This window comes from Pseudomonas arsenicoxydans, assembly GCF_006438915.1.
GTDB classification, from domain to species: Bacteria; Pseudomonadota; Gammaproteobacteria; order Pseudomonadales; family Pseudomonadaceae; genus Aquipseudomonas; species Aquipseudomonas arsenicoxydans_A.
This window is the reverse complement of sequence record NZ_RCZE01000018.1, coordinates 81,653-94,501: the sequence shown is the minus strand read 5'-3', so window position 1 is coordinate 94,501 and position 12,849 is coordinate 81,653. Positions and strand designations below refer to the sequence as shown.

The 12,849-nt window shown below is 58.8% G+C and carries 11 protein-coding genes; 9 read left to right on the top strand and 2 right to left on the bottom strand.

The genetic code is table 11. The features are described from left to right. Window position 1 precedes the first annotated feature (1 nt). From EAH78_RS29215 to EAH78_RS29205, 3 genes are all read left to right on the top strand, one after another. Window positions 2-2,404, top strand: a complete 2,403-nt coding sequence (locus tag EAH78_RS29215) for an aldehyde dehydrogenase family protein (protein WP_140671464.1) — start codon at window positions 2-4, stop codon at window positions 2,402-2,404. Between the two features lie 64 nt (window positions 2,405-2,468). Continuing rightward, on the top strand, window positions 2,469-3,776 hold the full coding sequence (locus EAH78_RS29210; RefSeq protein WP_140671462.1) for an AMP-binding protein: 1,308 nt from the start codon (window positions 2,469-2,471) through the stop codon (window positions 3,774-3,776). Next, on the top strand, window positions 3,776-4,711 hold the full coding sequence (locus EAH78_RS29205; RefSeq protein WP_140671460.1) for a GNAT family N-acetyltransferase: 936 nt from the start codon (window positions 3,776-3,778) through the stop codon (window positions 4,709-4,711). Before EAH78_RS29210 ends, EAH78_RS29205 begins: the two co-directional genes overlap by 1 nt. Here EAH78_RS29205 and EAH78_RS29200 read toward each other — a convergent pair. Next, complete coding sequence (locus EAH78_RS29200; protein ID WP_140671458.1) at window positions 4,700-5,626, bottom strand: LysR family transcriptional regulator; 927 nt, start codon at window positions 5,624-5,626, stop codon at window positions 4,700-4,702. The genes EAH78_RS29205 and EAH78_RS29200 overlap by 12 nt on opposite strands. Window positions 5,627-5,744: 118 nt before the next feature. Here EAH78_RS29200 and EAH78_RS29195 point away from each other — a divergent pair, with 118 nt between their 5' ends. Then, window positions 5,745-6,740, top strand: coding sequence for an aldo/keto reductase (locus EAH78_RS29195; protein ID WP_140671455.1), 996 nt, complete (start codon window positions 5,745-5,747; stop codon window positions 6,738-6,740). A gap of 44 nt (window positions 6,741-6,784) precedes the next feature. Here the strand turns inward: EAH78_RS29195 and EAH78_RS29190 are convergent, their stop codons facing one another. Beyond that, entirely contained in the window at window positions 6,785-7,315 is a 531-nt protein-coding gene (locus EAH78_RS29190) for a hypothetical protein (RefSeq protein ID WP_140671453.1), read from the bottom strand. A gap of 384 nt (window positions 7,316-7,699) precedes the next feature. Between EAH78_RS29190 and EAH78_RS29185 the strand changes: the two genes are divergently transcribed. From EAH78_RS29185 to EAH78_RS29165, 5 genes are all read left to right on the top strand, one after another. Continuing rightward, a complete protein-coding gene (locus EAH78_RS29185; protein WP_140671451.1) occupies window positions 7,700-9,691 on the top strand; it encodes a methyl-accepting chemotaxis protein in 1,992 nt (663 codons plus the stop codon). Window positions 9,692-9,879: 188 nt separating this feature from the next. Then, the gene (locus EAH78_RS29180; RefSeq protein WP_140671448.1) at window positions 9,880-10,326 is read left to right on the top strand and encodes a DUF411 domain-containing protein; all 447 of its coding nucleotides are present in this window, start codon (window positions 9,880-9,882) and stop codon (window positions 10,324-10,326) included. Further along, complete coding sequence (locus tag EAH78_RS29175; protein WP_140671514.1) at window positions 10,326-10,760, top strand: YqaA family protein; 435 nt, start codon at window positions 10,326-10,328, stop codon at window positions 10,758-10,760. The genes EAH78_RS29180 and EAH78_RS29175 overlap by 1 nt, the downstream gene beginning before the upstream one ends. A gap of 85 nt (window positions 10,761-10,845) precedes the next feature. Further along, window positions 10,846-11,871 carry an alpha/beta fold hydrolase gene (locus tag EAH78_RS29170; RefSeq protein WP_140671446.1) on the top strand — a complete coding sequence of 342 codons (1,026 nt, stop codon included), beginning with the start codon at window positions 10,846-10,848 and terminating at the stop codon, window positions 11,869-11,871. Window positions 11,872-11,884: 13 nt separating this feature from the next. Then, on the top strand, window positions 11,885-12,838 hold the full coding sequence (locus EAH78_RS29165; protein WP_140671444.1) for a D-2-hydroxyacid dehydrogenase family protein: 954 nt from the start codon (window positions 11,885-11,887) through the stop codon (window positions 12,836-12,838). Window positions 12,839-12,849: the final 11 nt, after the last annotated feature.

Here is a 12,849-nt window from a genome sequence, read left to right as displayed (position 1 = left end):
GATGTACTTGATTAATGGCCACCTGCGCGACGATGTCACTCTTGAGGCAACTCTTCAGGGACTGCATCAACAACTGCCACAGCTGCTGAGTGCACCGATCGACAGCGATACCGTGATCGAAACCGCCACTCGTTTTGCCCAGCAATTGCTGGCTCGAACACTGGATCTCCCTCTAGACGATGATCAACGCCAAGGGCTTGTCGACTTTTGCCAGCGCAACAGTCTCAACACCAAACTTGAGCGAGAGCTGGGCGAACAACCCCGCTCGCTGCGACGTATCGACTACCGGCAAGCGAGTTTTGAAAGCTGGCACCCGCTGGGACTGGTCGTGCATGTGACACCGGGCAACGCACCGATGCTGGCGTTCTGCGCAGTCGTCGAAAGCCTGCTCGCCGGCAACATCAACTGGCTTCGTCCCAGTTCCAGCGACGAAGGCGTGACCGCCCGGTTACTCGCGGCGCTGGTGCAGTGTGACATCAGCGGCAGGTTGGCGGATTTCGTCGCGGTGCTGCCTGTCAGCACGGCACAGATCCCTGAACTCTGCGCCCACGCCGATGGCGTGGCTGCCTGGGGGGGTGAAAAGGCGCTCAAAGCCATTCGTGACAACATCCCCGCCGGATGTCGCTGGATCGACTGGGGACACAGAATCAGTTTCGCTTACCTGTCGCCAGACGCGGCCTGTGCATCAACGCTGGATGCCCTGGTGGATGAAGTCTGTAGCCTGGATCAACAGGCCTGCTCCAGCCCGCAATGGTTGCTGGTCGACAGTGACGATCCGGCTGTGTTGCAGGATATGGGTGAGCGGCTGGTCGACGCCTTCAAACGTCGCGCCCCGCAGTGGCCGGCGCTGGTACCCACCGATCAGGAAGCTTCGGAAATCACCACTCGCTGCGCCATGGCACGACTGGACCTCTGCTTCGCGAACAAGACCGGCCGTGTCTGGAACGGCTCGGGGTGGCGGATCATTTGGGAGCACCATCAAACGCTCGCACCATCGCCACTGTTCCGCACGCTGATGCTCAAACCGGTACCGAATCACTTGATCGCCGAGACGTTACTGCCGTGGCGTACCGTGCTGCAAAGTTGCGCGCTGATCTGCACACCCCTGCAAACGCCGCAGCTGGTACGCACCTTGGTCAATGCCGGTGTCACGCGCATTGCGCCCTGCGGGTCCATTCATGACGGCTACACCGGTGAACCGCATGATGGTGTCTACGCGCTGTCCCGTCTGAGCCGCCGAATCTCGGTGAGTTTGCCGCAGGCGACCGTGACCGGGCGGGCAACACTCGACGCGCTACCTCCGCCTCCTCCTGTAGGCCAGGCGCCGATCATGGATAAAAACGCGTTCGTGAACCGGCCAATCAGTGGTGCAGCTCAGTTGTATTTTCGTTCGGGAGGAAGCAGCGGCACTCCGACGCTCTCGGGGTTCAGTTATCGCGATTTCGAGCGACAGATGCGCGCGGCGGCCGACGGCATGTTCGCCGCAGGCCTTGATTCTTCCACGGATCGGGTAATGAACCTGTTCTACGGCGGCAGCTTGTACGGCGGGTTTTCCAGCTTTACCAAGGTGCTTGAGCAGATGGGCATTACCCATTTTCCGATGGGGGCACCGCCAAATGACGACTTCAGTGAAATAGCCCGGATGATCGTGGATTACCGCGTCACCGTACTGATCGGCATGCCGAGCACCTTGCACCGCCTGTTTGCAAATGAACAGGACCCACTTCGTGCGTACGGCGGCATCAATAAGGTGTTTCTCGGTGGCGAGCACCCGGCAAAGGCCAGCGTGCGCCTGATGGAAAGCTGTGGTGTGCAGAAAATACGATCGGCGATCTATGGCTCGGTCGACGCAGGTCCTCTGGGGCATGCCTGCGCCGCGACGGCCGATGGCGTGTTCCATTTGATGTGCGATACCCAACACCTGGAAATCGTACACATTGAACAGGATGTGCCTGTTCAGGCCGACGAGATTGGCCGTTTGCTGTTCACATCCCGGGCACGGCAAGGCCAGGACGTGCGCCGGTATGACGTTGGCGACACCGGTCGCTGGGTAGCCGGAGCCTGCCCATGTGGGCTTGAATCACCTCGATTCCAGTTGCTTCAGCGCCACGGCAAGCTGCTGCGTGTAGGCACACAGTTCATTTCACCGTTGGCGCTGCAGGACAGCATCGGGATGCCAATTCAAATGGTCCTCGACCACACGCCGGACGGCATGGAGCGGTTGCGCGTTTTAGTGAGTTCAGACGCCGACAATGTTTACCAATGTTTATTGACCGATGAAGCACTGTCGAACGCAGTGAGCGATCGCTTTATAACGGTTGTCGTTCACGAGTGCGCCGAATCGGAGTTCGCAAGAAATAAACACAGCGGAAAAACACCTTTGGTCATTGATCATCGAGCATAAATAGATCGCCATTGAGCGACAGCATGTCTTTTAACCGTAGAAATGCCTGACAAAAGAGAAGCCCGTGAATTCAACTTATTCGCTTGAACAGTTTGTGTCTTATATAAGGCAACATTCGAACTACTATCGAAAACACCTGCAACACTTGCCGGCACTCCTCGAAGGCTCTTTAAACAAAGCCACTTTAAAAAATATACCGATCACCAACACCGCTGATTATTGGAAAGGCAGCAACAACTTGAATGATTGGCCCGTGCTGACAGGCCACGTCGATGATGGATTGGTATTTAAAACCGGTGGATCGACGAGCGACGGCAAACTGAGTGTCTATACCGCTCGGGAATGGCACACACTGGTCAGCACATTCGGCGCCAGCCTTGGTGCCCAATTGGAGAACGGCGACCGGGTCGCCAATCTGTTTTTTTCCGGCGATCTATACGCCAGCTTTGTGTTCATCCATGACTCACTGGCCCACGTCAAACTTCCCATTTGCGAGTTCCCGTTCACGGGCAACGTCGATATGCAGGTACTGGCCGACTCGGTTGATCAGTACCGAATCAACGTATTGGTTGGCGTGCCGGCGCAGTTACTGCGATTTGCCGCTTACCTGCACCAGCATCAACGGACGCTGTTGGGGGTGGATACCTTGCTGTACGGCGGCGAAAGCCTGTTCCCCACGCAAATAGCCATGCTCAAGACGGTGCTTCCCAATGTGCGCATTGCCTCTGCCGGCTATGCCAGCGTCGATGCCGGCCTGATCGGGGCCAGCAGCCGTGACTGTGCCTTGGGCGAGCATCGGGCATTTGAACCGCACAACTTGCTGGAAATCATCGATGAACTCACCGGGGAAGTCATTGAAGAGTGTGATCGTACCGGTTTGCTGGTGGTGACCAACCTGACACGTCGGCTGATGCCATTACTGCGTTATCCGGTGGGTGATCGCGCGTGCTGGCGTGAACCCAGCGCCACGCCGATGCGAAAGTTCGCGCTCAAGGGACGCAGCGCCCACAGCCAAAGGGTACGGGTAGGGTCATTGACGCTGCTGGTCGACGAAATCCTGTCGATCATGCAGCGCATTGCTCGCAGTGACCAATGGCAATTGATGATCGAACAAGAAGGCGTCAAGGACATCGTCAGTGTGAAGTGGGTGGTCGACGCCCCATCAAACGACACCGTCCTCCTCTGCGCAGCGTTGTATGAAGCACTGGTCGCCCACTACCGCGGCATCGGGGAGTTGAGTCGCGAGGGGTTGTTGGAGTTACGCGTGGTGCCCTGCGCGGCCACCGATCTGCAACTTCACCCGCGCTCCGGTAAACAGATGAGAGTCCTGGATCTGCGGGTATATGACACGTTTTCAATGGAGGCCGTGTGATGCCAAACATTGTTTATCGCCGCTATGAACCCGGTGATGCGCGCGCCGTCAGCCAGTTATTTCGGGTGGTCTACGGGGATCATTACGTTCAACCGGATGTTTATATGCCGAGCATGATCAACCAGCACAATGCCGACGGTAGCTGGGTTTCCATGCTGGCGGTAGATGGCGAACGCGTTCTGGGGCATGCCGCGTTATGCAACGCCACGCGGACAGTCACCCCGGAACTGGCACTCAGTGTGGTCCACCCCTGCGCGCAAGGGCAACGTATTGCCACGCACCTGAGTCGGGCAATACTGAGGGAGTCGAGTGCGTTGGGGTTCATCAGTGTCTTGATCAAACAAGTCACTCACCATCCCTACACACAACGCATGGCGCAAAACATTGGCTTCCACAGCACGGGGTTGCTCCCCGATTACGTACCGTCTCCTTTCGCAGAACCGCTGCCGGAAACCATCGTGGTCGGTTGTTACGCGGCCCAAGGGCATGCACGTCCCCTGCCCGACCTGCCGTGGCCCGAGAGTTGCCGTCGATTGATGCAGCGGTTGAGCGCTGTGTTCGGGACTTGTCAGGGCACGACATCGCCGTCTTCGATGGCATTGCAAATCAAGCAACACCATCAGCGTTACGCCATCGTCATTCACCGCTTGAACGACCGACTGCTGGATCAGCTCCGGCGGCTGCCACTTCATTGGCTTGTTTGCGCCAAAGTCACACTGTCACAGCACTTTGCCGAGGACCTGCGCCGTTTATCGATGCTGGGTTTCACCTTCACCGGATTGATGCCAGCCCCCCGTAGCCATGGATGGCTAGCCCTGTTTCATCGCGGGGTGCAGCCGCGCCACCTCAGCCTGGATTGCCCTGACATGCAACAGTTGCACGATGACCTGCAGCGCAACATCGGGGCACTGAACAGTGCGTGTTCAGCCGCTTGAATTGTTCCTGTAAACGTTAAGGCCCGGTTGCGCGCATAGCTCCACCAGCCAGTCGACAAACACCCTCACCCGCCGGGACAGCTGGCGGTGAGGCGGGTACAGCGCCGTCAACGGCATCACCGGTGGCGGCACGTTCCCCAGCACTTCGCACAAACGGCCTTCGTCAAGCTGGCGGGCAACGTGGTAATACGGGGTCTGAATCAGTCCATATCCCGCCTCACAGGCAGCCAGATAACCGTCGGCACTGTTGACTGCCACCTGTTTGGGCAGATCCAGGAGCTGAACGTCGTCATCAACCTGAAACTCCAGTCCAAAACGCTTACCGGTGGTGCCGGAGAAATATTCAACCATCCGGTGCCCTTCCAGATCTGCCAGACACTGAGGGATTCCATGGCGCCGCAAGTAGTCAGGGCTGGCGCAGGTGACCTGATCCAGCATGACCAGCGGCCGCGCTACCAATGACTCATCCAGCGCAGAGCCGCCGCGCAACACGCAATCAACGCCTTCACGGATCAGGTCGACGGGACGGTCATTGAGTCCGAGCTCCAGTTCGATCAAAGGATAACGGCGGGTGAACTCGGGCAACGCCGGAATCACGATCAAGCGCCCGATCCCTGCCGGCATGTCCACCCGCAGCAACCCTTTGGGGTTGTGTCGAGCGGCGGAAAACACCGCCTCAGTCTCCTCCAGGTCCGCCAACAGCCGCACACAACGGGGATAATAGGCCGCGCCGTCGAGGGTCAGGCTGATCTGGCGCGTGGTGCGTTGCAGCAGTTGTACCCCCAGATGCGCTTCAAGCTGTTTGATCAACACAGTGACCGATGCGCGGGGCAATTGCAGGCTGTCTGCCGCTTTGGCAAACCCGCCCAGCTCGACGATTCGGGTAAATACGCGCATGGCGTTAAAACGATCCATTGTGCTGGCGTTCCCGAGGATTATTTAGAAATGACGAACAGTGATAGCAGTTTTAGCCGGTTTATCTTGTTTCTGTCGAGGTCGACACTGTGCGCTCACACCACAGGGAGTTGATTTCATGCAAACACGTCAATTGGGCAAAAACGGCCCGCAGGTTTCCGCCATCGGCCTGGGCTGCATGGGCATGACCGATTTCTACACCACCGGCGTGGATACCCGCGAGGCCACCGCCACTTTGCATCGCGCACTCGAACTCGGGATCAACCTGCTCGACACCGCCGACATGTACGGCCCGCATACCAACGAGGAATTGATCGGCAAAGCCATTGCCGGCAAACGCGAGCAAGTGTTTCTGGCGAGCAAATTCGGCATCGTCCGCGATCCGTCGAACCCCACCGCACGGGGTGTCAATGGCCGACCGGAATACATTCGCGCCTCCATCGACGGCACACTCAAGCGTCTCGGCGTTGAAACCCTGGACTTGTATTACCAGCACCGGATAGATCCACAGGTGGCCATCGAAGAAACCGTCGGCGCCATGGCCGAGCTGGTGCAGGCCGGCAAGGTGCGTTACCTGGGCTTGAGCGAAGCGTCAGTCACTACCCTGGAACGGGCGCACAAGGTCCACCCCATCAGCGCGCTGCAAAGTGAGTATTCGTTGTGGAGCCGTGACCAGGAGGAGAACGGTTGCCTGGCGGCGTGTCGGCGGCTGGGCGTGGCGTTTGTGCCCTACAGCCCTCTGGGTCGTGGTTTTCTGACGGGAGCATTGAAAAGCCCGGACGACTTTGCGGCGGATGATTACCGTCGATTCAGTCCACGTTTTCAAGGGCAAAACTTTGCGAAGAATCTGCTGCTGGTGCACCAAGTACAGGCACTGGCCGCAGAAAAAGGCGTGACCGCGGGCCAATTGGCGTTGGCCTGGGTGCTGGCGCAAGGTGACTACCTGATCCCGATCCCCGGCACCAAACAGCGCAAATACCTGGAAGAAAACGTCGCGGCACTCGAGGTGAAACTCAGCGCAGATGAACTGAAAGCGCTGGAAGCGATTTTCCCCGCCAATGCCACCGCAGGCTTGCGTTACCCCGAGGAAGTCATGAAGTTGCTCGACCGCTAACCACAATGCCTGGCCCGCTCAACTCTGAGCGGGCCGGCAACCTGTTATGCCTTGGAGTTGACGCCCTTGTCCGTAGGGACGGTAGTGCCGTTGCCCTTGCCGTAACTGGCCAGGTTTTGCAGGACGTAGATGGCGGTCTTGTATTCCGGGATCAGGCCAACCGCGTATTTATCGCCCTTGATGCTGTTGTTCTGGATGGTGTCCAGTTGCGTGGCGAAATATTCCAGCGCATTGAACTTTGCATCCGGGTCATTCTGAACCCCGAACCGGTCAAACTTGTCCCCGGCGTTCATCAAGGTCATCGACGTAATATCGGAAATCAACCCTCTGCCGCGCAAGAACGCACTGAGGTTGCCCAGTTGTTTGGACGATACATTTTCCGGATCGAAGCCTTTAACGTTCCTGAATATTTTCTGCTCATCCATCCTCGCCGCATTCAGCGCATTAGGATTGGTGCCCACCAGCGCGAGCATTTGCTTGACTCTGGCGCTGTGCGTCACGGGCTTGCCGCCGCCAGTGTTCTGCACCAATAGACCCGCCTTGGCCGTCCACCCCCCTGCATTGCCGATCGTCATGACCGAGCTCCCGACTGCGTGCCCATAAATAGTTCCTTCTTGACCGGGTTTAGAGCGAGCGAGTATCGACTCTGGCCACTGGCCACTCCAACCACTATTTCCTGTTTTTTACAATTTCCGTACATTTCAGATACAAACTAGCAAGTGCCCGGCGTCATTGGTCTAGACAAACTTTTCGGGAGGGGTCTAGACAACTAATGAGGCACTTTGTACGTCTCGGTTAGTTTGTTTGTATCCGTTTCGATACCTGACGCCTGTTTCCGCGGATTCCTGTTCTTGGACGATCGTGCCTAAAGCTATCCCTGCCCAAGCCGATAGCCCGATGAAGCACCGATGCCTCATCCAAACCTAATAATAAAAGTGCTGCACACAAGGACCGGTCCCATGCCCACATTCCGTTCGATCCAGGCTCGCTACACGCTGTTTCTGGTCCTGTTTATCCTGTTGCTGTTCGTGCTGACGGTGGTCGGCATCAGCCAGTTGGTCGCGCCTAAACTGCGCCATACCGAAGAACAGGTGGCCCTCAACCGCATCGCCGACGTCGCCCGGCAAATCCAGGGTGAACTGAACAAGGTTCAGGCACAGCAACGCAGCATTACCCAAACCATTCCGTTGCTCGACAGCGCGGGCATCGACGCGGTGTTGCCAGGCCTCGTGGATCAGTACGGTGAGTTAAAAGTGTTCGGCGGCGGGATCTGGCCGCTGCCCGGCCAACGTGAAGCCGGGCGCAACAAATTCAGCACCTTCTGGCACCGTGACGCCTCGGGCAAACTGGCAGTCAATACGTTCTGGAACAGTGACGCTGCGCCGAACTACTACGACCAGGCCTGGTACAAGGGCGGCATGCAAACGCCACGTGGCCAATGTGCCTGGGCGGCGGCCTATAAAGATGACGCCAGTGCCGAGCCGCGCACCAACTGCGCCATGGCCATTCAGAAAAATGGTGTGGCGTACGGCGTGTCTACCATCGACGTGACGCTGGGCTTCTTCAATGACTTGATCGCGCAAAAGGAAAAAGACCTTGGCGCCGAGATGCTGATCGTCGAAGCCGACGGCAAGATCATCAGCAACAGTTCGCGCATCAGCGGGCCCATCGTGCTGAAAAACATCGGTGAACTGGCGGGCAACTCACCGTTCGCGAGCCAGGTGAAAGCCGGCCTGCAAAACCGTGACCAGTCGCAACGCGTCGAATTCGACAACAACGGCGAAGACAGCACGTTCTTCATGCGCCCCATCGAAGGCTCGCCGTGGTTCCTCGCCACCGCCCTGCCGAGCAAACTGATCACCGCCCAGCGTGATGACGTGCTCAGCACCTTGAGTCTGTTGCAAATCCCGATGGTCATTCTGCTGGCGCTGCTGCAGATCTACGCGATTCGCCAACTGGTCCAGCGTTTGAAAATCCTCAAGGCCAACATCGATGCGCTGTCTGCCGGCGACGCCGACCTGACCAAACGCATCACCATCCGCGCCGAAGATGAACTGGGCGCCATCGGCTACTCGGTCAACGCCTTTATCGTCTACTTGCAGAACATGATCGGTGAAGTGACCCAGGCCACTGGCGCCATGGCGTCGAGCCTGGACAACCTGCAACGCACCTCGGCCCATACCAGTCAGATTCTGGTGCGCCATGCTTCGGAAACCGATCAGACCGTCACCGCCATTACCGAGATGAGTTCGACCGCTGAAAGCGTCGCGCAAAATGCCGCCGAGACAGCGGCCTTCACCAAGCGCGCCAACGAAAACGCCGACCGTTCGCGGGTGGTGGTGGGCGAAGCGTCGAGCAGCGTGGTTGCGTTGATCGAGGAAGTGGCGAGCGCCACCCACAAAGTCGAAAGCATGCAGCAGGACGCCCAACGCATCACCGAGATTCTGGGGGTGATTGGCGCTATCGCCGGGCAAACCAATTTGCTCGCACTGAACGCAGCCATCGAAGCGGCCCGGGCCGGTGAACAAGGCCGAGGCTTTGCGGTGGTCGCCGATGAAGTCCGCGCCCTCGCCGGCCGCACCCAGGCCAGCACCTCGGAAATCAATGAAATGCTCACGCGCCTGACCCAAGGCGTCAGTTCGTCGGTCGCTGCGATGGAAAACACTCAGGCCAGTTGCCAGTCCGCCGCCGACGCGACAGCACGGGTCAACTCCGGCCTGGATGAAATGGCCGGTTCCGTCAGCCACATCAACGGCCTGAGCACTCAAATCGCAACCGCCGCCTCGCAGCAAAGTGCGGTGACCGAAGAGATCAACCGCAGCATGGTGCAGATCCGCCACATGGTGGATGAACTGGTGAAAAGCGGTCAGGCCAGCGAACTGAATACCCGGCAACTGGTGGACGCCAATGCGCGCGTCAGTTCGATCATGGGGCGGTTCAAGGTTCGGTAGCAGCCGAGCTTGTTCGCGATGGCGGTGTGTCATTTAACAATGATGCTGACTGACACCCCGCCATCGCGAGCAAGCTCGGCTCCTACAGGGTTCTTTTGCATTACTTGGAAACAATCTCATCGCTCATCCGTGGCTAAACTGGTCAAAATGCCTCTTTTTTTGACCGCCACCCGAGTCGAGACCTTCCCATGCGAACCCCTCTGCGTCTGATCGCCCTGAGCGTCCTCTTTATTTCCTCCCTGGCTCAGGCCGCCGACCTGATCCCCATCGAAGTGCACCGCGACGCCAATTGCGGCTGCTGCAAAAAATGGATCAGCCATCTCGAAGCCAACGGTTTCAAGGTTGAAGACCACGTCGAAACCAACATGAGCGAATTCAAGCAACAGCACGGTGTGCCACCGCGTCTGGCGTCGTGCCATACCGCGCTAATCAATGGCAAGTTTGTCGAAGGCCATGTCCCGGCAGACCAGGTGCTGGCGCTGAGCAAGCGTGACGACCTGCTGGGCGTTGCAGCGCCAGGTATGCCCATGGGCTCGCCCGGGATGGAAATGGATGGCATGAGCGATGCGTACCAAGTGATCGGCCTGAAAAAGGACGGCAGTGATGTGGTGGTGGCGGACTACCCCGCCCATTGATCTTCGGTGCTTACCTCGGGCTGTTTCTCGCCGCATTCGGTGCCGCGACGCTGCTGCCGCTACAGTCCGAGGCGGTGCTGGTCGGGTTGTTGCTCAGCGACAAATACTGGCTTTGGTCGCTGTTGGCCGTCGCCACCCTGGGCAACGTGCTGGGTTCGCTGGTGAACTGGTGGTTGGGACGCGGTATCGAACGGTTTCGCGACAGACGCTGGTTTCCGGTCAGCCCTCGTCATCTGGAACGCGCCCGACAGCACTATCAGCGTTACGGCCATTGGTCTTTGCTGCTGAGCTGGGTGCCGATTATCGGTGACCCGCTGACGCTGGTGGCCGGCGTCATGCGCGAACCTTTGGGACGATTCCTGCTGATTGTGACTCTGGCCAAGGCCGCCCGTTATGGCGTTCTGGTCCTGGCCACACTGGGCTGGATGGGTTGAACGATCGAGCGCGGCGATTGCCTGTGTTTAATGTCGCCCTAATCAGGCCGATCCAGCATCGGCAGGTTTTCCTTGGAGTTCACCCATGCCCCTCGCCCTCTCCCGCTGGCTGCCCAGCCTGTTGCTGACCGCCGCACTGCCCCTCGTCGCCCACGCCGACGGGCCGGAATATGGCCCTGAATTGCAGGGCTTCGATTACCCGTACACCGTCAAGCATTTCGCCTTCGAGTCCCAGGGCAAATCCTTGCAAATGGGTTACATGGACGTCGCCGCCCATGGCAAGGCCAATGGCCGCAGCGTGGTGCTGATGCACGGCAAGAACTTCTGCGGCGCGACCTGGGACAGTTCGATCAAAGCCCTAAGTGAGGCGGGCTACCGGGTTATCGCCCCCGACCAGATCGGTTTCTGCACCTCGAGCAAACCCGACAGTTATCAATACAGTTTCCAGCAACTGGCGACCAACACCCAGCAACTGCTCAAGACCCTGGGCATTCAGAAGGCCAGCCTTCTCGGTCACTCCACCGGTGGCATGCTCGCCACCCGCTATGCGCTGCAATACCCCGAACAGGTCGAACAACTGGCGCTGGTCAACCCCATTGGCCTGGAAGACTGGAAAGCCCTCGGCGTGCCCTACCGCACCGTCGATCAATGGTACGCGCGCGAGCTCAAACTCAACGCCGATGGCATCCGCACCTATGAGCGCAACACCTATTACGGTGGCCGCTGGAAGCCGGAATTCGATCGTTGGGTCGACATGCTCGCCGGCCTGAACAAAGGCCCGGGGCATACGCAGGTCGCGTGGAACTCGGCGCTGATCTACGACATGATCTTCACCCAACCGGTGTTTTACGAATTCAAAGACCTGAAGATGCCAACACTGTTGCTGATCGGGACCTCCGACACCACGGCCATCGGCAGTGACATCGCCACGCCCGAGGTCAAGGCGAAGCTCGGTCACTACGAGGTGCTCGGCAAACAAGTGGCAAAACTGATTCCACAGTCGACCCTGGTTGAATTCCCCGGCATGGGCCACGCGCCGCAGATGGAAGAACCGGCGCAATTCCACAAGGCCTTGCTCGACTGGCTGAACAAAACCAACCCCGTTCATTGATGAGGTAAGGCTGATGGCGGTGCAGATTGCGGTGATCGATGACTGGCAAGACGTCGCGCGCGACGTTGTGGACTGGTCGGTGCTGGACAGCGTTGGCGAGGTGAGTTTTGTCCATGACTACCCGGCCGACAACGAAACCCTGGCCGAGCGACTGGGTGCCTTCGAAGTGATTTGCGTGATGCGCGAACGCACCCGGTTCGATGAGGACCTGCTGCGTCGGCTGCCCAAACTCAAGCTGCTGGTGACTGGCGGCATGCGCAATGCGGCGCTGGATTTCAAAGCGGCCGCTGCGTTGGGAATCCAGGTCTGCGGCACCGACAGCTACAAACACGCTGCGCCGGAACTGACCTGGGCGCTGATCATGGCCGCCACCCGCAACCTCGTGGCCGAAGCCAACGCCTTGCGTGCGGGACTTTGGCAGCAGGGTCTGGGCGGTGATCTGCACGGCAAGACCCTGGCCATCCTCGGGCTCGGCAGCATCGGCAAGCGCGTCGCCCAGTTCGGGCAAGTGTTCGGCATGCGGGTGATTGCCTGGAGCGAGAACCTGACACCTGAAGCGGCTACCGAAGTGGGCGTGACCTATGTCGGCAAGCAGGAACTGTTCGAACAGGCCGACGTGTTGTCGGTGCATCTGGTGCTCAGCGACCGCAGCCGGGGCCTGGTCGACGCCCAGGCGCTGGACTGGATGAAACCCACGGCGCTGCTGGTCAATACCGCCCGGGGACCGATTGTGGACGAGGCGGCGCTGATCAAGGCGTTGCAGAAAAATCGTCTGGCCGGGGCGGCGCTGGATGTGTTTGAAGTGGAGCCGTTGCCTGAACATCATCCGTTCAGGACGCTGGAAAATGTGCTGGCGACGCCGCATGTTGGCTATGTGAGTCGGCAGAACTATCAGCTGTTCTTTTCGCAGATGATCGAAGACATTCAAGCGTGGTCGACGGGGAAGCCGATCCGGTTGTTGACCTGATACCGAGTTAT

Excerpts from the sequence above, each read along its gene's own strand:
- EAH78_RS29215 (WP_140671464.1), top strand. The coding sequence starts at position 2 with ATGTACTTGATTAATGGCCACCTGCGCGACGATGTCACTCTTGAGGCA.
- EAH78_RS29205 (WP_140671460.1), top strand. The coding sequence starts at position 3,776 with ATGCCAAACATTGTTTATCGCCGCTATGAACCCGGTGATGCGCGCGCC.
- EAH78_RS29200 (WP_140671458.1), bottom strand. The coding sequence starts at position 5,626 with ATGGATCGTTTTAACGCCATGCGCGTATTTACCCGAATCGTCGAGCTG.
- EAH78_RS29195 (WP_140671455.1), top strand. The coding sequence starts at position 5,745 with ATGCAAACACGTCAATTGGGCAAAAACGGCCCGCAGGTTTCCGCCATC.
- EAH78_RS29190 (WP_140671453.1), bottom strand. The coding sequence starts at position 7,315 with ATGACGATCGGCAATGCAGGGGGGTGGACGGCCAAGGCGGGTCTATTG.
- EAH78_RS29185 (WP_140671451.1), top strand. The coding sequence starts at position 7,700 with ATGCCCACATTCCGTTCGATCCAGGCTCGCTACACGCTGTTTCTGGTC.
- EAH78_RS29180 (WP_140671448.1), top strand. The coding sequence starts at position 9,880 with ATGCGAACCCCTCTGCGTCTGATCGCCCTGAGCGTCCTCTTTATTTCC.
- EAH78_RS29170 (WP_140671446.1), top strand. The coding sequence starts at position 10,846 with ATGCCCCTCGCCCTCTCCCGCTGGCTGCCCAGCCTGTTGCTGACCGCC.
- EAH78_RS29165 (WP_140671444.1), top strand. The coding sequence starts at position 11,885 with ATGGCGGTGCAGATTGCGGTGATCGATGACTGGCAAGACGTCGCGCGC.